The organism is Serratia liquefaciens ATCC 27592 (assembly GCF_000422085.1).
GTDB lineage: Bacteria > Pseudomonadota > Gammaproteobacteria > Enterobacterales > Enterobacteriaceae > Serratia > Serratia liquefaciens.
Map to the genome: position 1 here is coordinate 5013229 of NC_021741.1, position 22073 is coordinate 5035301.

Below are 22073 nucleotides of genomic sequence, written 5' to 3' on the forward strand. Positions count from 1 at the left end.
TAAAATCGGACTATGCTGAACGCTTCCTCTTTGACAGAAATGGAAATCAATAATGTCTCTGCGCCGCAGACTGTTTTGGTACGTTGTGCCATTGGTGGTGATCGCCATTGCGCTGGCTGGCTGGTTCTGGCTAATACCCTCCAATTCAAACGCGCTATGGCGTATCGTCAGCCAGCAGTGCCTGCCAAACCAACAAACGCATAACAACCCTGCACCTTGCGCGCAGGTCGACCCACAGGCCGGTTTTGTGGTGTTTAAGGATCGCAACGGGCCACTGCAGTATTTACTGATGCCAACGGCCAAAATCACCGGCATTGAAAGCCCGCAGGTGCTGGAAGCCACCACCCCAAACTTCTTTGAGCAAGCCTGGGCCGTACGGCATTTTATGGCGGATAAATACGGCAAAGAGATTGATGACGCCGATATTTCGCTGGCGATTAACTCGCAATATGGCCGAACGCAGAATCAGTTGCATATTCATATCTCCTGCCTGTTACCGGCGGTAAAAACGCAGTTGGCGCGATATGCGACAGAATACAGTGAACAGTGGGAACCCATGCCCGGCGGCTTGCTGGGGCACGACTATCTGGTACGTAAGGTCACCGCTAGTGATCTGAAAAAACAGGGGGCTTTCCGCCTGCTGGCAGAAGGGGTACCACGATCCGAAGGCCGTATGGGCAGTTTTGGCCTGGCAATGACCGCTTTGCCGGGCGGCGACTTCCTGCTGCTGGCCACCGAGCGCAGTTTGCTGCCGTTTACCCTGGCCTCGGCGGAAGAAATTCAGGATCACGACTGCCGGGTTCTGCAATAAAAATGGCCCGCAGTGCGGGCCATTAACGGTCATTTTTTCTTCTTCATCTGCTGCAGAATTTGTCCGCACTGGTTTTCCTCACCACCTTCGCTCGGCGAAACCAGCGCCAACAATGCCGCTGCCGGCGTCAACACCACGCCCAGCGCTACCGCAGCCGCACCGCGCGCAATCAGCGGACCAGCCTTCACCCCAGCGTCCGGATGTGCGAAGGTGCCTTTCACATACAGCGGCGAACGCAGCGTCATCACGCGCATCCCCTTACTTTCCGGATCGATGGACAGGTCCAGCCGCTCCGTGGCCAGATTGGTATTGCCGCTGATATTGATAATCGCGTTCTCGGTATCGAACACAAACAGCCGCGGTGCCGCCACACCGGTGCTGATCCCGATGTCCGCCGCCGCACAGTTAATGCCCACAACGTCGTCGCCAAAAAGCTGCGCTACCAGATAGTTACCGACGTTGAGCCCGAGAATTTCCATCAGGCTACGGCTGATAACCCCATTATTAATCACCATCCGCAGATCGCCGCTGCTGGTCGCCAGCAAGTCCGCCACCGAGTTGCCCGTGCCGGTGAGTTTGGCATCGCCGTTCAGCTGCCCCAGGCTACGTTTCATCGATCCCACGTTTGGCAACAGCTGCTTGAGCTGGAATTTCCGCGCGTGCATATCCACCCGACCCTGCATCGGATTCTTGCTGCCGTCGAGGCGCAGGGTGGCGTTAAGATTGCCGCCCGCCACGCCGAACCGCAGCGGGTCCATCAGGATGGCGCCGTTGTTCAACTGCAGATGGGTATAGAGGTCGCTCAGCGGCAACGAGCTGCCGTGCTCAATGCGCTTGGCGGTGAATTTGACGTCCGCATCCATCACCTTCCAGCTTTGGGTTTCAAACTTTTCTACCGGCAGCACCTTGCCGGCCGGCTGACGGCTTTTTTCGCCGCGTCCGGCTTTTTCGGTGTTGGAGTCCGCGCCAATCAACGGCGCCAGATCGGCGAAGCGCAGCTGCTTCGACAGTACCTCACCGCTTAGCTTCGGCCGGGGCTTGCTGGCGACATAGGTCAAATCACCGTGAATATCGCTGTCGCCGATTTTGCCGTCGAATTTTTGGTACTGGAATACGGCCCCGCCTTTCTCGTGCAGGCGAGCACTCAGGTGACCATCGGTGGAGTAAGGCGGAGTATTCGGCAGCAGCACGCCGGTAAGGCCATACAGATTCCCCAGGCTGTCACCGGAGAATTTAAGCTGCAAGTCCAGCCCGCCGAGGTTCATCGGGTCGGACAGCGTACCTGCTACCACCACCCGGGTTGAGCCGGAACGCACATCTGCCTGCAGCGGGAATGGCGAGTCGGCACTTTGTAACGACAGCATACCGCCGATCTTGCCGCTGCCCGCCAGCGGCTCACCGTTATAGGTCCCCTTCACCTTCCAACCGAAAACATAGTCAGGCGTGATGGCTTTGCTGGCGTCTTTTTTGCCCGTCACTTCGCTGAACGGCAAAGGTTTGCCGAGCGGGTCAATCTCAGCGCGGAAATCGGCCTTCAGCGTGGCGTCTTTAAAAGCAATCTGACCCTTATCGAATACGATGTCATGAACGTTCACCGTCCAGTCGGACGGGGGCTGATTGGGATCGCCGGCCAGGTTAAAGGTCCAGTTATTCTCGCCATTGGCCAGACGCCGCAGGCTCGCGTTCGGCTGCTTCAGCCAAATACGCGGGATCAGCACCTCTTTGCCCAATAATGCCAGTGGCGAGATGCTGGCTTCGACGCGCTGCAACTGGACCATAGTGTCGCCCGGGATATTTTCCGGGTTACCCAGCACGATATCTTCGGCATGAATACGCGGCCATGGCACCCAGGCACGCCAACCGCCTTCATCCTTATCACGTGTCCACGCCACACCCAAGTCGCCACGGATAGCGAACGGACGGTGCAATTCGGCAGACACCTTGTCGTTAATGGTCGGTTTGAGGCGATTCCAGTCGAAGGCCAGCGCAAAGATCACCAACGCGACGATGATCAGCAGCACAATACCGCCCACCCAAGTGAACGCCTTTCCTGTTTTTGTCATAATGGCTCCCTGAACGCTAAACTTGCCAACAATTGATAAGCAACTGTTATCAAGCCTAGCCGAGGATAGGCCAGAGTTCACGCTTTAGGGGACGAGGATCAGGCAGTCGGCACGGAAAACAATCTGGGCAAGGTTTGCAGAGTGTCGAAATGGGCCGGACGGGAAAGGTAGTACCCCTGCGCCGCCAGGGCACCAGAGCGCTGCACCAGCAGCCATTCCTGCTCGGTTTCCACCCCTTCAACAATCACTCCTTCGCTGTGCTGGTTCATTATTCTGACCAGCGTGGAGAGCAGTTGAATGCCATCCTCCGTCTGCTTAAGCAGGGTGAACAATTCACGCGCCACCTTGATGTATTGATAGCGCCAGGTACTGACGGCGGAGAAATTCGCCAACCCGCTACCGAAGTCATCCAACCACAGCCGCTCGGCCCCGGCAATTTGCTGCAACGGGCCGTTCAACGCCATTCCCGCGTGCTCCACCAGCTCGAAGCGCAGATAAGGCATGCTGGCAATCTGTCGTTGCAACACGTCGTGCCGCTGAAGCGCCTGCAATGCAATGCCGTCGATATTGACCGACACCATCAACGCGTGACGGGTCAACAACGGCTGCCAGTGCTGGAGCAGCGTCAGCTGTTCCTGAATGATCTGCAGGCGCTTGCGCACGTCAAGGGCAGCAAAATAGTGCTCCGGCGACAGCGGTTTGTCCGGTGCGTCAGGATGAGACACCGCCGTCAGCAGTTCGAGTGCCAGCAGAGTGCCACAGGTGCGGTAGATCGGCTGAAAAGTATACTGCCGCCGGCATTGCCGCCAAAAATGCTGTGCTTTTATATGTGTGCATACGGCAAGGAATGGCGCCAGCAGACCAGAAATCATCTTGGTTGTCATTGGGACTATCGCCATCGAAGGGACATGAAAACGCTCAGTCTGCGTGATTGCTTCCCTGGGTTTATCGGCAGCAGGCGATAAAACTTTAAGCGGCGGCAAAAGCCTTCTACAGTGAATAGCGATAACAAAAAACCAAGGAAAAAAACATGCCCTACGTAAATATCAAAATTACCCGTGAAGGTGCGACAGCGGAGCAAAAGAAACAGCTGATCGCCGGCGTGACACAACTGCTGGTGGATACGCTGGGGAAGAATCCGGCCACCACCGTGGTCGTCATCGATGAAGTAGAAACCGACAACTGGGGTATCGGCGGCAAATGCGTCACCGAGCTGCGCGCAGCCGCTAAATAACGGCGGACTCTTGTCTGCGGATCGGGAAATTTTTCAGTTTCCCGATCGTCGTCATAATTAAATTAAAACGTTGTTTTATTTTCGTTGACTCCCTCGCCCCTTGCCTTGAGACTGGATGGGTTTCGCATTCATTCACCTTCTTCTTTCAGCCAGGGCTCGTTGACTATGACCACCCAGAATCTTGCCGTGATCGGCGAATGCATGATTGAACTGTCGCAAAAAGGCGTGGACCTTAGCCGCGGCTTTGGCGGCGATACGCTAAACACCGCCGTTTACGTTGCCCGCCAGGTGGCAGAAAGCACGCTGCAGGTGCATTACGTTACCGCGCTCGGCACCGACAGTTTCAGCGATGAGATGCTGCACGCCTGGCAACAGGAGAAGGTCAATACGCGCCTGGTTCAACGGCTGGAAAACAAGCTGCCGGGCCTGTACGTGATCGAAACCGATGAGGCCGGCGAACGCACTTTCTATTACTGGCGCAATGACGCCGCCGCCCGTTACTGGCTGGCCAGCCCACAGGCGGAGACGTTATGCGAACAACTGGCCCACTTCGATTATCTATACCTTAGCGGCATCAGCGTGGCGATCCTCGACGCGGCCAGCCGCACCAAGCTGCTGGCATTACTGCGCCAGTGCCGCGCCAACGGTGGCAAAGTCATTTTCGATAACAACTATCGCCCGCGGCTGTGGCAAAACCGGGAAGAAACGCAGCAGGCTTATCGCGAGGTGCTGGCCTGCACCGATATCGCCTTCCTGACGCTGGATGACGAGGATTTGCTGTGGGGCAAACAGCCGGTGGAACAGGTGGTGCAGCGCACGCAGCAGTTGGGCGTAATGGAGATTGTGATCAAACGCGGGGCAGAGGCCTGCCTGGTGTTCAGCGCCGAAGGCACCGAATTTGAAATCCCGGCGGTACGGCTGCCGAAAGAAAAAGTAGTGGATACCACGGCGGCCGGGGACTCTTTCAGCGCGGGTTACCTGGCGGTACGCTTAACCGGCGGCGATGCCGTGCAGGCGGCTCAGCGCGGTCATCTCACCGCCAGCACGGTGATCCAGCATCGTGGCGCCATTATCCCACTCGCCGCCATGCCGCAATGAATCCTGTTCCGTAGAAATGCGAAAGGCCAGCAATAATGCTGGCCTTAGTCTGATGACAAACACCCGAAAAACGTGGTTTTCGGATGTTTGGGGTAAATCAGAAGACATAATCCTTTGTTTTTATTCGTCCTCAGATCAGGGCTTTTAACTGCATAGGACTTTGTCAGCAATCTGAGGCCAGCAATAATGCTGGCCTTTTTATTGGGCTCGAAAACCCATCTTAATACCCTATGGATTTCAGGTTGTAGCCAGGTGCCAAGCTATCTCATCCCCAGGAGCTTACCTTAGTCAGCGACTGGGGTGTGATAGTGCAGGTAACAACGCTACAGCCTGAAAGACGACAGGTATTTAGCCTGCTACCGCGATACGTTTCATATCCGTCATATAACCACGCAGCTTACGGCCAACGGATTCGATTGGGTGATTGCGCACCGCTTCGTTCACGTCACGCAGTTGCGCGTTATCTACGGAAGTCCCGGCCACGGATTTGCCCAGATCACCCGCCTGCAGGGTAGTCATGAACTCTTTCAGCAATGGCACTGCCGCGTTGGCAAACAGGTAGTTGCCGTACTCGGCGGTATCAGAGATAACCACGTTCATTTCGTACAGACGCTTACGCGCAATGGTGTTGGCGATCAGCGGCAGCTCGTGCAGTGATTCGTAGTAAGCGGATTCTTCGATGATACCTGCGTCAACCATGGTTTCAAACGCCAACTCAACACCGGCTTTCACCATTGCCACCATCAGTACGCCGTAGTCAAAGTATTCCTGCTCGCTGATTTTACCTTCGAACTGCGGCGCGTTTTCGAACGCCGACTTGCCGGTCTCTTCACGCCAGTTCAGCAGCTTCACGTCGTCTTCTGCCCAGTCGGCCATCATGCCGCTGGAGAAGGCACCGGAGATGATGTCGTCCATGTGCTTCTGGAACAGCGGCGCCATGATCTCTTTCAGTTGCTCGGACAGCGCATAAGCACGCAGTTTCGCCGGGTTGGACAGACGGTCCATCATCAGGGTGATACCGCCCTGCTTCAGCGCTTCGGTGATGGTTTCCCAACCGAACTGGATCAGTTTTTCTGCATAAGCCGGGTCGGTACCTTCAGCAACCAGTTTATCGAAGCACAGCAGTGAACCCGCCTGCAGCATGCCGCACAGAATGGTCTGCTCGCCCATCAGGTCAGACTTCACTTCAGCGACGAAGGAAGACTCCAGAACGCCGGCGCGGTGACCGCCGGTCGCGGCAGCCCAAGCCTTGGCAATCGCCATGCCTTCGCCTTTAGGGTCGTTTTCCGGGTGAACCGCAATCAGGGTCGGTACGCCGAAACCACGTTTGTATTCTTCACGCACTTCGGTGCCCGGACATTTTGGCGCAACCATCACCACGGTAATGTCTTTACGTACTTGCTCACCCACTTCAACGATGTTGAAGCCGTGAGAGTAGCCCAGCGCCGCGCCGTCTTTCATCAGCGGCTGTACGGCACGCACTACCGAGGTGTGCTGCTTGTCCGGCGTCAGGTTAACCACCAGGTCGGCCTGTGGGATCAAGTCTTCGTAAGTCCCTACTTTGAAGCCGTTTTCGGTCGCTTTACGCCATGAAGGACGCTTTTCGTCGATAGCTTCTTTACGCAGGGCATAAGCCACATCCAGCCCCGAGTCACGCATGTTCAAGCCTTGGTTCAGACCCTGTGCGCCACAGCCGACAATCACCACTTTTTTGCCTTTCAGGTAGCCGGCTTCATCAGCGAATTCTTCACGTGCCATAAAACGGCATTTACCCAATTGCGCCAACTGCTGACGCAGGTTCAATGTGTTGAAATAGTTAGCCATGGTGGTACTCCAGTTAGATGTTGTGTCTTGCATGTTATTTTCATTCCCCGCCTGTCTGTGCGGAGATTCGTTAAACTCAATGTATAACAGGAAACGCGTTGCTTAAATTGATATATTACGAATGTGATATTGCAATTTATGCAACACTCTTGCTGCGAGCGTACTGATATGGATTTGCGTGATTTAAAGCTGTTCCTTCATCTGGCCGAAAGCCACCATTTTGGCCGCACCGCCAAGGCGATGCACGTCAGTCCGTCGACGCTTTCCCGCCAGATCCAACGGCTGGAAGAGATCCTCGGGCAGCCGCTGTTTTTACGCGATAACCGCACCGTGCAACTGACCGATGCCGGTGAGCAACTAAAAGACTTTGCCCAGCAGACGCTGTTGCAATACCAGCAGCTGAAGCATTCTCTCGGCCAGCACGGCCCTTCGCTGAGCGGCGAGCTGCGGCTGTTCTGCTCGGTCACCGCCGCCTACAGCCACCTGCCGCCGATCCTGGATCGCTTCCGCGCGCAACATCCGCTGGTGGAAATTAAACTCACCACCGGTGACGCTGCCGACGCCGTCGATAAGGTTCAGTCCAACGAAGCCGATCTGGGCATTGCCGGCCGGCCTGAAACCCTGCCCACCAGCGTAGCCTTCACCAAAATCGGCGAGATCCCGCTGGTATTGATTGCCCCGGCGCTGCCCTGCGCCGTGCGCAGCCAGGCATTTGCCGAGCAGCCCGACTGGGCCAATATTCCGTTTATCCTGCCGGAGCATGGCCCGTCACGAAAACGTATCGAGCTGTGGTTCCGTCGCCAGCGCATCGCCAATCCGCTGATTTACGCCACCGTCGGCGGCCACGAGGCGATTGTTTCCATGGTGGCACTGGGCTGCGGCATCGCACTGATCCCCGGCGTGGTGGTGGACAACAGCCCGGAGCCGGTACGTAACCGCATCTCACAGTTAGAAAATATCTCTATGGTCGAACCGTTCGAACTGGGCGTCTGCGTGCAGAAAAAACGCCTCAGCGATCCGCTGATCGACGCTTTCTGGCGCTTGTTATTAACGGTCAAAAATCCTTAACACGACACCATTGCTTTTAAACACGATCATTTGAAATGCGAGATAGAACTACCCCAAAGATTTCATGTTGCAGCTAGTGCAGCCAACAACGCTGCAGCTTGAAAGACGACGGGTATTTAGAGATCTGCCGGATCGACTTGTTTCATCGCCTCTACCTGCATCAACCAATGGTAAAGCGGCTCCAACTGCTGAAAAGCTTGCGCCAGCGTCTGCGTCAGCCCGGCGTTGAATAACGTCTCCACCTGGCTGTCGGTAGCCATCACCGCAAAAGATTTGCGGTTGTACCAGGTGGCAATGTCTGCCGCCTGCTCTTTAACCAGCGGGCGTTTGTAGCTTTCTCCCACCAGCTCGAACGGCGGCTGACAACAGGCCGCGACCTCGAGAAAAGGCTGCGGCCGACGCTGCAGCGTATGACGAAACAGATCCATGGTTTGCTTGTTGGCACTGTAATAACCCAGCCCATAGCGCAACATGTCCGGCCCCAGTTCGAAGAAATAAACCGGGGCATCCTTCCAGTCTTTGCTCGGCCGTTTGAACGTCAGCCACATGCGGCTGCGATAACGTGATTTATCGTGAGAAAAACGCGTGTCGCGGTGTATACGCGACAGCGTTTTACCGATCGCCGGGCGGGTTTCAAACTGCGGATCGATCGCCAGCATCGTCGGGGCAAGCTCAGCCACCAGCGAGCGGAACGGCGTCAGCAGCTCACGATCGTAAACGCCGCGGTTGCCTTCAAACCATTCCTTGTCGTTCTCGATCCGCACCTGCTGAAGAAAATTCAGGCCCTGCTGGCTAAAGCCGTTAAATTTATCCGTCATGCGCCGTCCTTGTCGGTTCCCTTAGCCCTGCAAAAAGAAGCGGAACGCCGGGTTATCGGTTTCATCGTGGCAGTCGTAGCCCAGCGCCTGCAAATGCTGCTCAAACTCAGGTTCGGTCTGTGACAGCTCAAAACCAGCCAGCACGCGGCCAAAATCGGTGCCGTGGCTGCGGTAATGGAACAGCGAGATGTTCCAATGGGTGCCCAGAGTTTGCAGGAACTTCAGCAGCGCGCCCGGCGACTCCGGGAACTCAAAGCTGTACAGCCGCTCCCGCAGGGGTTTCGAAGGACGCCCACCGACCATGTAGCGCACGTGCAGTTTGGCCATTTCGTCATCGGACAGATCCACCACCTGATAACCGTCGGCGTTCAGCTCGTCGATGATTTCCAGGCGTTCGGCATGGCCACGCGTCAGGCGGACACCGACGAAGATGCACGCGTTGTCCGCATCGGCGTAACGATAGTTGAACTCGGTCACCGACCGGCCGCCCAGCAGTTGGCAAAACTTCAGGAAGCTGCCTTTCTGCTCAGGAATGGTCACTGCCAGCAGGGCTTCGCGTTGTTCGCCCAATTCGCAGCGTTCAGATACATAACGCAAGCCGTGGAAGTTCAGGTTGGCACCTGACAGCACGTGCGCCAGGCGCTCGCCCTGGATATTGTGCTGCTGAACGTATTTCTTCAGCCCGGCCAATGCCAGCGCGCCGGAGGGTTCGGCAATGGCACGCACGTCTTCAAACAAATCTTTGACCGCCGCGCAGATAGCGTCGCTATCGACGGTGATCACGTCGTCCAGATATTCCCGGCACAGGCGGAAGGTTTCGTCACCGATGCGCTTCACCGCCACGCCTTCGGCAAACAGTCCGACTCGCGCCAAATCTACCGGATGCCCGGCGTCCAGCGCCGCGCGCAGGCAGGCGGAGTCTTCCGCCTCCACGCCGATCACTTTGATCTGCGGCATCAGCTGTTTGATTAACACCGCAACACCCGCCGCCAGACCACCACCGCCAACCGGAACAAACACCCGGTCGAGATGCGCGTCCTGTTGCAGCAGCTCCATCGCCAACGTGCCCTGCCCGGCGATCACCGTTGGGTGATCGAACGGGGGAACGAAGGTCATGCCCTGCTTGTGCGAAAGCTCAATTGCCCTGGCCTTGGCTTCATCAAAGTTGGCGCCGTGCAACAGTACTTCACCGCCGAAACCGCGTACCGCATCCACTTTGATGTCTGCGGTGGACACCGGCATGACGATCAGCGTTTTGATCCCCAGGCGTTTACCGGAGTAGGCCACGCCCTGTGCATGGTTGCCGGCCGAAGCCGTTACCACGCCGCGCGCTTTCTGCTCTTCGTTCAGGCTGGCGATCATGGCATAGGCCCCGCGCAGTTTGAAGCTGTGCACCGGCTGACGATCTTCGCGCTTCACCAGAATGGTGTTGCCGAGGCGCGAAGAAATTTTGCTCATGGCCTGTAACGGAGTGACCTGAGCCACCTCGTATACCGGCGAGCGGAGCACCGCTCGCAAATACTCCGCGCCGCAGGGGGCGTCGGGTAGGGGTTGCGATACCGCCATGATACTTAGCCTCCCAGCTTGCTCTTGTCGCGTACTGCACCTTTGTCAGCGCTGGTTGCCAACATGGCATAGGCACGCAGCGCCAAGGAAACCTGACGCTCACGGTTTTTCGGTGTCCAGGCGCGATCGCCACGTGCCAGCTCAACTTCACGGCGTGCCGCCAGTTCGCTGTCCGAAACGTCCAGCACCATGCTGCGTTGAGGAATATTGATGTCGATCATGTCGCCATCTTCGATCAGCGCAATCAGGCCGCCGCTGCCCGCTTCCGGTGAAACGTGACCGATTGACAGGCCCGAGGTGCCGCCGGAAAAACGTCCGTCGGTGATCAGCGCGCAGGCTTTGCCCAGGCCCATGGATTTCAGGTAGGTGGTTGGGTAAAGCATTTCCTGCATGCCCGGCCCGCCTTTCGGCCCTTCGTAGCGGATCACCACCACGTCACCGGCAACCACTTTGCCGCCGAGGATAGCGTCCACCGCCGAGTCCTGGCTTTCGTACACTTTGGCCGGACCGCGGAAAGTCAGGTTGTCTTTATCGACGCCGGCGGTCTTAACGATGCTGCCGTCCTGCGCCATGTTGCCGTACAGCACGGCCAAGCCGCCATCCTGGCTGAACGCATTTTCCAGCGAGCGGATACAGCCCTCTGCGCGATCGTCGTCCAGCGTATCCCAGCGGCAGTCCTGCGAGAACGCCTGGGTGGTACGAATGCCCGCCGGGCCGGCGCGGAACATTTTTTTCACCGCCTCATCTTTGGTCAGCATGATGTCATACCGCTCCAGCGTCTGTGGCAGGGTCAGGCCCAGTATGTTGTTTACATCGCGGTTTAACAGTCCTGCGCGATCCAGCTCACCGAGGATCGCCAGCACGCCACCGGCACGGTGCACGTCTTCCATATGGTATTTCGGGGTGCTCGGTGCCACTTTACACAGGTGCGGCACCTTGCGTGACAGGCGGTCGATATCTTCCATGCTGAAATCAATTTCGCCCTCCTGCGCCGCAGCCAGCAGGTGCAGCACGGTGTTGGTCGAGCCGCCCATGGCGATATCCAGCGTCATGGCGTTTTCAAACGCCGCCTTGTTGGCGATGCTGCGCGGCAGTGCGCTTTCATCGTCCTGTTCGTAATAGCGCTTGGTCAGGGCAACGATGCGTTTACCTGCGTTGAGGAACAGATCCTTACGGTCGGCATGGGTCGCCAGCAGCGAGCCGTTGCCCGGTTGCGACAGGCCCAGCGCTTCGGTCAAACAGTTCATTGAGTTGGCGGTGAACATGCCGGAACAGGAACCGCAGGTCGGGCAGGCGGAGCGTTCGATTTGTTCGCTGTCGGCGTCGCTGACGTTCGGGTTAGCCCCCTGGATCATTGCGTCCACCAGATCCAGCTTGATGATTTGATTGGAGAGCTTGGTTTTACCGGCTTCCATCGGGCCGCCGGAAACGAAGATCACAGGAATGTTCAGGCGCAATGACGCCATCAGCATGCCCGGGGTGATTTTGTCGCAGTTGGAAATGCACACCATCGCATCCGCACAGTGGGCATTCACCATGTATTCCACCGAGTCGGCGATCAGTTCGCGTGACGGCAAGGAATAGAGCATACCGCCGTGGCCCATGGCGATACCGTCATCCACCGCAATGGTGTTGAACTCTTTGGCAACGCCGCCTGAGGCTTCGATCTGTTCTGCAACCAGCTTGCCCAAATCACGCAGATGCACATGGCCCGGAACGAACTGGGTAAATGAGTTGACCACCGCAATAATGGGTTTGCCAAAATCGTCGTCGGTCATTCCGGTCGCGCGCCATAATGCGCGGGCACCCGCCATGTTGCGGCCGTGGGTGGTGGTGGCGGAACGGTACTTAGGCATGCTCTTCACTCCAAATGTATTTATTACAGGCGGCGAACGAACCGCCTGGATATTCTTGTCTGTCTGTCGTTTTACCCTAACAGGTAACGTCGTTATTTATGGGTTTACCGGATCCAGCCAGCCGTATTTGTCTTCGGTCTTGCCGGTAAACAGGCCAAAGAACGCCTGTTGAATTTGTTTGGTCACCGGACCGCATTTGCCAATGCCGACCTGGATGCCGTCGACGCTGCGCACCGGGGTGATTTCCGCCGCGGTGCCGGACATGAACACTTCGTCGGCCAGGTACAGCGATTCGCGGGACAGCACCTGCTCACGCACTTCGAAGCCCATGTCTTTCGCCAGTTTGATGATGGCGTCGCGGGTAATGCCCGGCAGCGCGGAAGAGGTGAACGGCGGGGTGAACAACACGCCGTCTTTCACTTCAAACAGGTTCTCGCCTGCCCCTTCGGAAATATAACCGTGCACGTCGAGCGCAATCCCTTCCTGATAACCGTGGCGGCGCGCTTCGCTGCCCACCAGCAGGGAGGAAAGGTAGTTACCACCGGCTTTGGCCGCGGTGGGGATGGTATTTGGCGCCACGCGGTGCCAGGACGAAACCATCGCATCGATGCCTTGCTCCAGCGCTTCTTCACCCAGGTACGCGCCCCAAGGAAACGCCGCGATAATCACGTCTGTCTTGTAGCCAGCCGGCGGGTTAACCCCCATGCCGACGTCGCCCACAAACACCAGCGGGCGAATATAAGCGCTGACCAGGTTGTTTTTACGCAGCGTAGCGCGACAGGCTTCCATCAGCTCATCAACGCTTTGTGATACCGGCATGCGGTAGATTTTTGCCGAGTCGTGCAGGCGTTGCATATGCTCGCGGTGACGGAACACCACCGGGCCTTTATGGGAGTCATAGCAACGAACGCCTTCAAACACCGAAGTGCCGTAGTGCAGCGCATGCGACATCACGTGCACTTTGGCGTCAGCCCAGGGAACCATCTCACCATTGAACCAAATGTAATCGGCTTTCTTCGTCATTGTTCTTTATCCTTCTCACGCATCAGGCGCTTATTTGTTGTGATGTTTGCTGTTGGATCTCAACGCAGGAGACGTCCATCAGTTTGCTCAACTGAGATGACAGTAGATCCACCGGGCGCTGGCTGGCAACGGTCAATTCAATATTAATCTTGTCGGTATTTGACGCCGAAACCATATTCATAGCACAAACCTGAAAGCCACGATGACGCACGACGCGCAATACGCGCTCTAACATTTCAGGGCGAAAACGGGCCTGGATCGAGAGTTGATGCTGCATCATGAGATTTTCTCCAACATGGTTTCGTTACCGGCACCCGGCGGCACCAGCGGCCAGACGTTTTCGAGTTCATCGATCGATACGTGCAGCAGGTAAGGCCCTTCGCTGTTGAATAAGGCGTCGAGCGCGTCTGCCACCTGGTCTTTACGGGTGATACGCTGGCCGGGAATGCCAAAGGCGTTGGCCAACATCAGGAAATCGGGGTTATCGGAGAGATTGGTTTCGCTGTAACGCCCGTCAAAAAACAGCTGCTGCCACTGGCGAACCATGCCTAAACGCTGGTTATCCAGTAATACGATTTTCAGCGGCAGCTGTTTGCGTTTTATGGTGCCCAGTTCCTGTACGTTCATCATGAAGGAACCGTCGCCCGATACGCAGATCACCGTATCCTCAGGGCGCGCCATCTGGGCGCCAACCGCAGCCGGCACGCCGAACCCCATAGTGCCCAGACCGCTGGAAGTGATGAAATTCTCCGGGCGCTCGAAGGTCATGTGCTGCGCACTCCACATCTGGTGCTGGCCCACGTCGGTAGTCACCACGCTGTTGGCCGGCTTGCGCTCGGACAGCTGTTTCAACAACAGCGGCGCGTAGATCGGCTGGCCCGGATGATCATAACGCCAGGTGTGGGCTTCCTTCAGCTCAACCACCCGCTGCTGCCAGGCGGCAATTTTCAGCGGCTGCTGCAACGCCGGCAGCAAGGCCTTCAAGTCGCCCTCCAGCGCAACGTGTGCCTGGCGCAATTTGCTCATTTCCGCCGGGTCGATATCCATGTGGATCACCTTGGCATGCGGCGCAAACGCATTCAGTTTCCCGGTCACGCGGTCGTCGAAACGCGCGCCGACAGCGATCAGCAGATCGCACTCCTGCACCGCCAGGTTTGCGCCCTTGGTACCGTGCATGCCCAGCATACCGAGGTAATACGGGTGAGCAGCATCCGCCGCGCCCAACCCTTTCAACGTGACAACGTTGGGCATTTGAGTCACCGCGATAAACTCACGCAGTGCCGGTACCGCCTGCGCCATGCCTACGCCGCCGCCGATGTATAACATCGGTTTGTGAGCCTGCGCCAGCAACTCGGCGGCCTGCGCCACCTCCGCCGCCGGGTAATGCAACTCTTCGACGACCGGCACCAGGTGCGGGTGCAACTCGCCGTGGGCCAGTTGGATGTCTTTCGGGATGTCGATCAGCACCGGGCCAGGGCGGCCGCTACAGGCGATGGCAAAGGCTTCCGCCATGATGCCCGGCAGCGCGTCCAGTGATTCCACCAGGAAGCTGTGTTTGGTGCAGGCCAGAGACAGGCCGAGAACATCGATCTCCTGAAAGGCATCGGTGCCAATCAGCGCGGAACCCACCTGGCCGGTGATGGCCACTACCGGAACCGAATCCAGCAGCGCATCGGCCAGGCCGGTGATCAAATTGGTGGCGCCGGGACCAGAGGTGGCGATACAAACGCCGACTTTGCCGGTTGCGCGGGCATAACCAATGGCAGCCATTGCGGCGCCCTGTTCGTGGCGGCACAGTAGGTGTTCTACCCCACCGTCATACAATGCATCGTAGACCGGCATGATTGCGCCACCTGGATAGCCGAATACCTTATCAACTCCCTGTGCACGCAATGCTTGTACTACCCACTGAGCCCCGTTCATAGTTATTTCCCCGCCTTACTTCGACAACTGCAGGATTTTGTTCTGTTATTCATATTCTTATCCTCGCTTCACTTTTCTCTTGCCAATAAAAAACCCCCGGACCTTTCGGTGCGGGGGTTCTCTTGCGATTCCGGCTTGTTTTCTAAGCCATTCTTCGTCCAAGTGCAGCCCCGCACGGTGGGATAATAATCACCACCACGCTAATCACGACTAGGCTAATCACTTGGGCAAAGGCTTTCATAATGGGTTTGTTCACTGTGCTCGTTTCGAACTAATACCTACAGAGGTACCATAGTCCCGCGCGGCATGACAACACTTTTTTTGCGTTATTATTCGGCGCAATCTGGTCATACCTCGTGCAAAATGTCCGATATTCAAACGTTAGCCTGCACGCCTGAGGACTTCACGGCACCCGAGATCGCTTTACCGCGCGTGTCCTTGCCGAAGAACACCAACAACGCAATCACGATCGCCACCGTACCGGCAATAATCGCCATTGCCAGCCCATAATTATGGCCATGATGCTCGGCTATCGTCGCCTGCAGCGTGGCGTTGACCGAAGCAATCAGATTACCCAATTGATAAACAAACCCCGGCAGTACCGCGCGGGTATTGGCCGGCACCAATTCGGTAAGGTAAGTCGGCACCACGCCCCAGGCCCCCTGCACCATGAACTGCATCAGGAATGCGCCAATCCCCAGCATCAGCGAACCGCTGGAAAACGCCCACAGCGGGATCACCGGCAACGCCAGCAAGGCGGCAATGATGATCGCCTTCTTACGGCCGATTTTTTCCGACAGTGCCCCAAAGAAAACGCCACCAATGATTGACGCGATATTGTAGCTAATGGCAATGATACTGACGGTTTTAGGGTCGAAACCGTGCTGAACTTTCAAAAACACCGGATACATATCCTGAGTGCCGTGCGAGAAGAAATTGAACGCCGCCATCAGCAGCACCAGGTAGCCGCACAGCTTCCAATGGCTCTTCAGCACCGGCAGCAATGCGCTGCTTTCCTTGCGTTCTCGGGCCGCCAGCCACACCGGCGATTCCTGCACGCAGTAGTAAATAAACGGCAGCAATAAAATGGGTGCCGCGCCGATCACGAACATGCCGCGCCAGCCGATAATTTCAAACAGCAGGCCATACACTACCGCCGCCAACAGGTAACCAAAGGGGTAGCCGGCCTGGAAAATCCCCGACATCAGGCCACGCGAACGATCGGGAATGGTTTCCATCGCCAGCGATGAGGCCACACCCCAGATCCCGCCCATCGCCACGCCGTACAGTACCCGCAGCAGCAGGAATATCGTCAACGAGGGTGCCGCCGCGGACAGCAGTTCAAACACCGAGAAGAACACGATATTCAGCATCAAAATCGGTTTGCGGCCATACTTTTCCGCCGCACGGCCAAAGATCAGCGCACCAATCGGGCGTACCGCCAGCGTCAGCAGGATCGCCAGCGTGACCTCTTCCATGCCAACATGGAAAGATTGCGCGATATCGCTGAGCAGAAAGACCAGCACGAAGAAATCGAAAGCATCAAGCGTCCAGCTTGAAAAGCTGGCGATAGCTGCATTGCGTTGCAGCGGTGTCCAACCAAACATAATGTTATCCCTACCGTAGAGTACGAAGTCATGAGGTTTAGCGGCTGCCGCGGCAGAATGCAGCGGCGGTCGGATTGTGTTAAATAGGTGATTTTTATTTTAATCAATTGTTAAATACACCCATTTCCCCTCCGGTCGCAACATGGTTAGCCTGCTAATGTGTTGCAGCATTCGCGTAATTGTTAAGGGGTATTGCCGCCCTTTGCGAAGCCCTGCACAAAAAACGGCTATCTATCTGAAACCAATAATTTTAATTACGGCTTATCGCGCAAATATTCCAAGGGTAAAGCGCGACGTCGCAACACATCCCGCATCATGTTGCCTTCAGCAAGGAGAGCAATATGTCACTGGCAGTGATCTATACCCGGGCCACACTGGGCGTTCAGGCCCCTTCGGTTACGGTGGAAGTGCATATCAGCAATGGGTTGCCCGGCCTGACGATGGTCGGCCTGCCGGAAACCACGGTTAAAGAGGCGCGTGATCGAGTGCGCAGCGCCTTGATCAATAACGGTTTCACCTTTCCCGCACGGCGTATTACCGTCAATCTGGCACCGGCCGATCTGCCCAAGGAAGGCGGTCGCTATGATCTACCTATTGCGCTGGCTATCCTGGCGGCTTCCGAACAGCTGCCGGCCGATAAGCTGGCTCACTATGAATTCCTTGGCGAACTGGCATTATCTGGCGCTCTACGGGGCGTCAGCGGAGCCATCCCCGCCGCGCTGGCCGCCATGGAGTCAGGACGGCAATTGGTTTTGGCGGCCGCCAATGGGCCGGAGGTGGGGCTAATTACGCAGAGCAAAACCCTGGTGGCGGACCACCTGTTGGAGGTGTGCGCCTTTGTGTTGGGTAAAGAGGATTTACCGGTAGCCCATGCGCCGCCGGCAATGAACAACGCGCCAGAACCGGCCGATCTGCAGGATATTCTGGGTCAGGAACAGGCAAAGCGCGCGCTGGAAATCGCCGCGGCCGGCGGCCACAACCTGCTGCTGGTTGGCCCGCCAGGGACCGGGAAAACCATGTTGGCCAGCCGCCTGAATGGCCTTCTCCCGCCGCTGACCGATCAGGAAGCACTGGAAAGCATCGCGGTGGCCAGCCTGCTGCATCATGCTGCGCAAGCGCTGCCGTGGCGACAGCGGCCATTTCGCGCACCGCACCATAGCGCCTCGATGGCCGCTCTGGTCGGCGGGGGTTCGCTGCCGAGGCCGGGTGAAATTTCCATGGCGCACAATGGTGTCCTGTTTCTGGATGAACTGCCCGAATTCGAAAGGCGGGTACTGGATGCGCTGCGCGAACCGCTGGAGTCCGGCGAGATCGTGATTTCCCGCGCCAGCGCCAAAGTCTGCTTCCCGGCACGGGTACAGCTGATCGCCGCCATGAACCCCAGCCCTACCGGGCATTACCAGGGCATGCATAACCGCGCATCGCCACAGCAGGTCCTGCGCTATCTGGGGCGGCTTTCAGGGCCCTTTCTCGATCGTTTCGATCTCTCGATTGAAGTGCCATTGTTGCCACCAGGCCTGCTTAGCAAAAAGCGCATTGCCGGTGAAAACAGCGCTCAGGTACGGGAACGAGTGCTGTTGGCGCGTGAAAGGCAGCTCAGTCGAGCGGGGAAGATTAATGCCCTGCTGAACAATCATGAGGTCGAACGGGATTGCCGACTTAACGACGCGGACGCGGATTTTCTTGAAACGACGTTAAACAGGTTGGGATTATCGGTTCGCGCCTGGCAGCGGATCCTGAAAGTGGCTCGCACGCTGGCGGATTTGGCAGGAGATCGGGCTATTGATAAGCGACACTTGAGTGAAGCGCTTGGCTACCGCAGTATGGATCGCCTGCTGCTGCAACTGCACCGCAGCCTTGAATAATAATGGGGCCCAAAGGCCCCATTAAAATCAATCCTCGCTGTCGGTGTAATCTTCCACCGCATCAGCCTGCGGCTTACCGCCGGACAGAGTATGGAATTTTTTCGGGCGACGTGTGCGCGCCAGATATTTGGCCCATACTTTTTCCTGCTCGGTAACCGGCTCGCGCTCACCGTGGCACACTGCGACGAACAACTGTTCTTCTTCAGTGGCCGGCTGGCGTTTACCCGTATCCAGCTCGTTGAACGCATACCCGAAACGCTCTAGCAATTGCGCTTCTTTAATGGTGAAATCGCCGTGACGGGAGAACCCGCGAGGGTAATGTTTATTATCAAAAAATCGACTGGTCGTGGTGAAGCTATCCGCCATCTGACACGCTCCTAATTCTCTCATGGCCGTGCTGTTTATGGCGCGGAGTATTAGATAGGCTTGACATTGTGTAAAACAAAACATTTAAATCTTAACGATAAAAATTACTGGAGATGGGTGTGGATACCGAATTACTGAAAACCTTTTTGGAGGTCAGTAGAACGCGTCACTTTGGCCGAGCCGCAGAATCCTTGTACTTAACGCAGTCTGCCGTCAGTTTCCGCATCCGCCAGTTAGAAAACCAATTGGGCGCGAATCTGTTCACCCGTCACCGCAACAATATCCGCCTGACGCCTGCTGGAGAGCGGCTTTTGCCCTATGCAGAGAGCCTGATGATGACCTGGCAACTGGCGAAAAAAGAGGTGGTGCGTTCACTGCAACATACCGAGTTATCCATCGGTGCCACGGCGTCATTGTGGGAGGCTTATTTGACCCCCTGGCTGCAATCGCTCTATCAGCAGCGTGAGGCGTTGCAGCTGGAGGCCAGGGTGGCGCTACGGCACTCTTTGGTAAAACAGCTGCATGAAAGACAGCTCGATTTGCTCATCACCACCGAGCCGCCAAAGATGGATGAACTGGCCAGCCAGCTGTTGGGGAATTTCTCGTTGCGGCTGTTCTCTTCCACCCTGCGCGATCAACATGCGCCGATGCCCTATATCAAGCTGGAATGGGGGGCGGATTTCCATCAGCAGGAAAGCCGCATGCTGGAGAGCGACACTCTGCCGGTGCTCACCACTACCTCTGCGCATCTGACCCGGCAACTGCTGGAAACCACCGGTGGCTGCGCCTTCCTGCCCAGTCAGTGGGAGAATGATTACCCGCAGTTAACCGCCATCGCCGAGATCCCGGCCATTATCCGCCCGCTGTACGCCGTCTGGCTGCAAAATAGCGACCAGCAGCCGCTGATCCGGCAACTGCTGAAAATACCTTTGAAAACCTCAGCATGAGGCGCTATAACGGCTTCAAACGAGGATGCCGGGGTTGGGTTCGCCTGCTGAGCCAAAACGCGCTTATCGCCTTCTGAAGGCCGATAAAGCAGAACAGCAGAATACCGATAACGATTTTGGTCCACCACGAACTGAGCGTGCCGTCGAAGGTAATGTAGCTCTGAATCAATCCCTGGATCAGCACGCCAAACAGCGTGCCTAAAACGGTGCCCACACCGCCGGTCAACAAGGTACCGCCAATCACGACGGCAGCAATGGCATCTAACTCCACGCCGCTGGCCGCCAAGGCATAACCTGCCGAGGTATACAGCGAGAAAATGATCCCGGACAGTGCCGCCAGCGTGCTTGAGAGCATATAAATCAGCACGGTGGTACGCTGTACCGGTACGCCCATCAGCGCGGCAGAGACCCGATTACCGCCGATGGCGTAGACGTTATGCCCAAAGCGCGTACGGTGCGCCAGCACCATGCCGACCGCCACAACCAATAGCATCACCAGCGCCAACAATGTAAAGCGCCCACCGCCCGGCAGTTTCCAGGCATAGTTCGCCAGCGTCACATACAGCGGGTGATCGATGGGAATCGACTCCTCTGAAACAATAAAACTCATGCCCCGTACGAAGAACATTCCGGCCAGCGTAATAATAAACGCCGGTAGCTTCAGCACATCAATGATCCAACCCATCAGCGCGCCGAACGACGCCCCCATCAACAGCGCGATGATGAACGCATAACCCGGTGCAATGCCGTAAGTTCCGATCAACTTGGCCAGCAGCAGCCCGGTGAAGGCAATCACCGAGCCGACAGACAGATCGATACCGCCGGAAAGGATCACAAACGTCATGCCGACCGCAACGATGCCCAGAAAGGCGTTGTCGGTCAGCAAATCGCACCACACCCGCGTTGAAGCAAAGCCGGGAAACTGCGTTAGACAAAAAGCGTAGCCCAGAAGGAACACCAGGACGGTAATCAGCAGCGGAAGATTACGTTTGATCATGGTTTTCTTCTCCCAAGCAGGTGGCGCAGCGTGAAGCTGGGCGATTGCACCATCAACACCGCCAACACCACAATCGCCTTCAACACCAGATTAAACTCAGGCCGATAGCCGGACAGCAGAATGCCGGTATTCATCCCCTGAATAATTAATGCCCCCACTACCGACAGCAACAGGTTAAAACGACCGCCCAACAGTGAACCGCCGCCAATCACAACCGCCAGGATCGCATCCAGCTCCAACCACAACCCGGCATTGTTGGCATCAGCGCCACGGATGTCCGCCGTGACGATAACGCCGGCAACGGCGGCGCACAGCCCGCAGATCACATACACCGCCATCACCACCCAGCCGGTGCTGACACCTGCATTACGCGCGGAACGCAGATTGATGCCTACGGCTTCGATAAACAGTCCCAACGCCGTTTTACGCGTTAACAGCCAGATCAACAACAGCATGACCGCAGCAATGATCGCCGGCATCGGCAAATACATCAGCGTACCGCTGCCGAGCCACGCCAACCCCTCTCGTTCAAAGGTGACGATTTGCCCTTCGGTAATCAGTTGGGCAATGCCGCGCCCAGCCACCATCAGCATCAGCGTGGCAACAATCGGCTGTATCTGCAGCACCGCCACCAAAAACCCGTTCCACAGGCCACACAGTGCGCCAACCGCCAGGGCGGCTGCCAGTACATAGCTCAGCGGATAACCGGCGCTGGTCAGCGTTGCCGCCGTGGCACCGGCTATCGCCATCACCGCTCCCACCGAAAGGTCGATACCACCGGTGGCGATTACCAACGTCATACCCAATGCCAATAACGCGACCGGTGCACCGCGATTAACAATGTCGATTACGCTGCCAAACAGTCGACCGTCTTGAATATGTAGGGAAAAGAAATTCGGGGCGACCAGACTGTCGATAAGCAAAATCACCGCCAGCGCCCCCAGTTGCGTTGCTCCGGCAGGGATGACCCACCTGACTTTACGCGGCCCACTGGTCATGGAGAAACT

The 22073-nt window shown here is 56.9% G+C and carries 19 protein-coding genes and 1 pseudogene; 6 read left to right on the forward strand and 14 right to left on the reverse strand.

Going from position 1 to position 22073, the window contains the following annotated elements; translation table 11 throughout:
* Window positions 1-43: 43 nt before the first annotated feature.
* Window positions 44-811, forward strand: a pseudogene (locus M495_RS23330) (CDP-diacylglycerol diphosphatase); the annotation flags it as partial.
* Between the two features lie 29 nt (window positions 812-840).
* On the opposite strand, the gene M495_RS23335 reads toward M495_RS23330, so the two are convergent.
* Both M495_RS23335 and pdeH read right to left on the reverse strand, forming a co-directional pair.
* Window positions 841-2874 (reverse strand): AsmA family protein, encoded by a 2034-nt coding sequence (locus M495_RS23335; protein WP_020837475.1) that lies wholly within the window; start codon window positions 2872-2874, stop codon window positions 841-843.
* Between the two features lie 98 nt (window positions 2875-2972).
* Complete coding sequence (pdeH, locus tag M495_RS23340) at window positions 2973-3758, reverse strand: cyclic-guanylate-specific phosphodiesterase (RefSeq protein WP_020837476.1); 786 nt, start codon at window positions 3756-3758, stop codon at window positions 2973-2975.
* Window positions 3759-3904: 146 nt separating this feature from the next.
* On the opposite strand from pdeH, the gene M495_RS23345 reads away from it, so the two are divergent.
* Both M495_RS23345 and kdgK read left to right on the forward strand, forming a co-directional pair.
* On the forward strand, window positions 3905-4108 hold the full coding sequence (locus M495_RS23345) for a 2-hydroxymuconate tautomerase family protein (protein WP_020837477.1): 204 nt from the start codon (window positions 3905-3907) through the stop codon (window positions 4106-4108).
* 165 nt (window positions 4109-4273) lie between these two features.
* Window positions 4274-5206: a 2-dehydro-3-deoxygluconokinase gene (kdgK, locus tag M495_RS23350; RefSeq protein WP_020837478.1), complete on the forward strand. Its 933-nt coding sequence runs from the start codon at window positions 4274-4276 to the stop codon at window positions 5204-5206.
* A gap of 348 nt (window positions 5207-5554) precedes the next feature.
* On the opposite strand, the gene ilvC is transcribed toward kdgK, so the two are convergent.
* Entirely contained in the window at window positions 5555-7030 is a 1476-nt protein-coding gene (gene ilvC, locus M495_RS23355) for a ketol-acid reductoisomerase (RefSeq protein ID WP_020837479.1), read from the reverse strand.
* A gap of 168 nt (window positions 7031-7198) precedes the next feature.
* Between ilvC and ilvY the strand changes: the two genes are divergently transcribed.
* Window positions 7199-8098 (forward strand): HTH-type transcriptional activator IlvY, encoded by a 900-nt coding sequence (gene ilvY, locus M495_RS23360; RefSeq protein WP_020837481.1) that lies wholly within the window; start codon window positions 7199-7201, stop codon window positions 8096-8098.
* A 116-nt stretch (window positions 8099-8214) separates the two neighbouring features.
* Here the strand turns inward: ilvY and M495_RS23365 are convergent, their stop codons facing one another.
* The 8 genes from M495_RS23365 to M495_RS23395 form a co-directional block, all read right to left on the reverse strand.
* Entirely contained in the window at window positions 8215-8916 is a 702-nt protein-coding gene (locus tag M495_RS23365; RefSeq protein ID WP_020837483.1) for a DUF2461 domain-containing protein, read from the reverse strand.
* Window positions 8917-8937: 21 nt separating this feature from the next.
* Entirely contained in the window at window positions 8938-10482 is a 1545-nt protein-coding gene (gene ilvA / locus M495_RS23370; protein WP_041415091.1) for a threonine ammonia-lyase, biosynthetic, read from the reverse strand.
* A 5-nt stretch (window positions 10483-10487) separates the two neighbouring features.
* Window positions 10488-12338: a dihydroxy-acid dehydratase gene (gene ilvD / locus M495_RS23375; RefSeq protein WP_020837486.1), complete on the reverse strand. Its 1851-nt coding sequence runs from the start codon at window positions 12336-12338 to the stop codon at window positions 10488-10490.
* Window positions 12339-12434: 96 nt separating this feature from the next.
* On the reverse strand, window positions 12435-13361 hold the full coding sequence (ilvE, locus tag M495_RS23380; RefSeq protein ID WP_020837487.1) for a branched-chain-amino-acid transaminase: 927 nt from the start codon (window positions 13359-13361) through the stop codon (window positions 12435-12437).
* A 22-nt stretch (window positions 13362-13383) separates the two neighbouring features.
* The gene (ilvM, locus tag M495_RS23385; RefSeq protein ID WP_020837489.1) at window positions 13384-13641 is read right to left on the reverse strand and encodes an acetolactate synthase 2 small subunit; all 258 of its coding nucleotides are present in this window, start codon (window positions 13639-13641) and stop codon (window positions 13384-13386) included.
* A complete protein-coding gene (gene ilvG, locus M495_RS23390) occupies window positions 13638-15284 on the reverse strand; it encodes an acetolactate synthase 2 catalytic subunit (protein ID WP_020837490.1) in 1647 nt (548 codons plus the stop codon). Before ilvG ends, ilvM begins: the two co-directional genes overlap by 4 nt.
* Window positions 15285-15426: 142 nt before the next feature.
* Window positions 15427-15525: an ilv operon leader peptide gene (gene ilvL, locus M495_RS25230; RefSeq protein WP_015962288.1), complete on the reverse strand. Its 99-nt coding sequence runs from the start codon at window positions 15523-15525 to the stop codon at window positions 15427-15429.
* 133 nt (window positions 15526-15658) lie between these two features.
* Window positions 15659-16891 (reverse strand): MFS transporter, encoded by a 1233-nt coding sequence (locus M495_RS23395; RefSeq protein ID WP_020837491.1) that lies wholly within the window; start codon window positions 16889-16891, stop codon window positions 15659-15661.
* Between the two features lie 341 nt (window positions 16892-17232).
* On the opposite strand from M495_RS23395, the gene M495_RS23400 reads away from it, so the two are divergent.
* A complete protein-coding gene (locus M495_RS23400) occupies window positions 17233-18756 on the forward strand; it encodes a YifB family Mg chelatase-like AAA ATPase (RefSeq protein WP_020837492.1) in 1524 nt (507 codons plus the stop codon).
* A 27-nt stretch (window positions 18757-18783) separates the two neighbouring features.
* Here M495_RS23400 and M495_RS23405 read toward each other — a convergent pair whose 3' ends face one another.
* Window positions 18784-19122 carry a DUF413 domain-containing protein gene (locus M495_RS23405; RefSeq protein WP_020837497.1) on the reverse strand — a complete coding sequence of 113 codons (339 nt, stop codon included), beginning with the start codon at window positions 19120-19122 and terminating at the stop codon, window positions 18784-18786.
* Between the two features lie 119 nt (window positions 19123-19241).
* Between M495_RS23405 and hdfR the strand changes: the two genes are divergently transcribed.
* Complete coding sequence (gene hdfR / locus M495_RS23410) at window positions 19242-20069, forward strand: HTH-type transcriptional regulator HdfR (protein ID WP_041415741.1); 828 nt, start codon at window positions 19242-19244, stop codon at window positions 20067-20069.
* Window positions 20070-20073: 4 nt separating this feature from the next.
* Here hdfR and yjfF read toward each other — a convergent pair whose 3' ends face one another.
* Together yjfF and ytfT are read right to left on the reverse strand one after the other, a co-directional pair.
* A complete protein-coding gene (gene yjfF / locus M495_RS23415) occupies window positions 20074-21066 on the reverse strand; it encodes a galactofuranose ABC transporter, permease protein YjfF (protein ID WP_020837500.1) in 993 nt (330 codons plus the stop codon).
* Entirely contained in the window at window positions 21063-22064 is a 1002-nt protein-coding gene (gene ytfT / locus M495_RS23420; protein WP_020837503.1) for a galactofuranose ABC transporter, ATP-binding protein YtfT, read from the reverse strand. Before ytfT ends, yjfF begins: the two co-directional genes overlap by 4 nt.
* Window positions 22065-22073 lie beyond the last annotated feature (9 nt).

Bases quoted from the DNA above. Each gene is read 5' to 3' on its own strand.
- M495_RS23335 (WP_020837475.1), bottom strand. From the start codon at position 2,874: ATGACAAAAACAGGAAAGGCGTTCACTTGGGTGGGCGGTATTGTGCTG.
- pdeH (WP_020837476.1), bottom strand. From the start codon at position 3,758: ATGACAACCAAGATGATTTCTGGTCTGCTGGCGCCATTCCTTGCCGTA.
- M495_RS23345 (WP_020837477.1), top strand. From the start codon at position 3,905: ATGCCCTACGTAAATATCAAAATTACCCGTGAAGGTGCGACAGCGGAG.
- kdgK (WP_020837478.1), top strand. From the start codon at position 4,274: ATGACCACCCAGAATCTTGCCGTGATCGGCGAATGCATGATTGAACTG.
- ilvC (WP_020837479.1), bottom strand. From the start codon at position 7,030: ATGGCTAACTATTTCAACACATTGAACCTGCGTCAGCAGTTGGCGCAA.
- ilvY (WP_020837481.1), top strand. From the start codon at position 7,199: ATGGATTTGCGTGATTTAAAGCTGTTCCTTCATCTGGCCGAAAGCCAC.
- M495_RS23365 (WP_020837483.1), bottom strand. From the start codon at position 8,916: ATGACGGATAAATTTAACGGCTTTAGCCAGCAGGGCCTGAATTTTCTT.
- ilvA (WP_041415091.1), bottom strand. From the start codon at position 10,482: ATGGCGGTATCGCAACCCCTACCCGACGCCCCCTGCGGCGCGGAGTAT.
- ilvD (WP_020837486.1), bottom strand. From the start codon at position 12,338: ATGCCTAAGTACCGTTCCGCCACCACCACCCACGGCCGCAACATGGCG.
- ilvE (WP_020837487.1), bottom strand. From the start codon at position 13,361: ATGACGAAGAAAGCCGATTACATTTGGTTCAATGGTGAGATGGTTCCC.
- ilvM (WP_020837489.1), bottom strand. From the start codon at position 13,641: ATGATGCAGCATCAACTCTCGATCCAGGCCCGTTTTCGCCCTGAAATG.
- ilvG (WP_020837490.1), bottom strand. From the start codon at position 15,284: ATGAACGGGGCTCAGTGGGTAGTACAAGCATTGCGTGCACAGGGAGTT.
- ilvL (WP_015962288.1), bottom strand. From the start codon at position 15,525: ATGAAAGCCTTTGCCCAAGTGATTAGCCTAGTCGTGATTAGCGTGGTG.
- M495_RS23395 (WP_020837491.1), bottom strand. From the start codon at position 16,891: ATGTTTGGTTGGACACCGCTGCAACGCAATGCAGCTATCGCCAGCTTT.
- M495_RS23400 (WP_020837492.1), top strand. From the start codon at position 17,233: ATGTCACTGGCAGTGATCTATACCCGGGCCACACTGGGCGTTCAGGCC.
- M495_RS23405 (WP_020837497.1), bottom strand. From the start codon at position 19,122: ATGGCGGATAGCTTCACCACGACCAGTCGATTTTTTGATAATAAACAT.
- yjfF (WP_020837500.1), bottom strand. From the start codon at position 21,066: ATGATCAAACGTAATCTTCCGCTGCTGATTACCGTCCTGGTGTTCCTT.
- ytfT (WP_020837503.1), bottom strand. From the start codon at position 22,064: ATGACCAGTGGGCCGCGTAAAGTCAGGTGGGTCATCCCTGCCGGAGCA.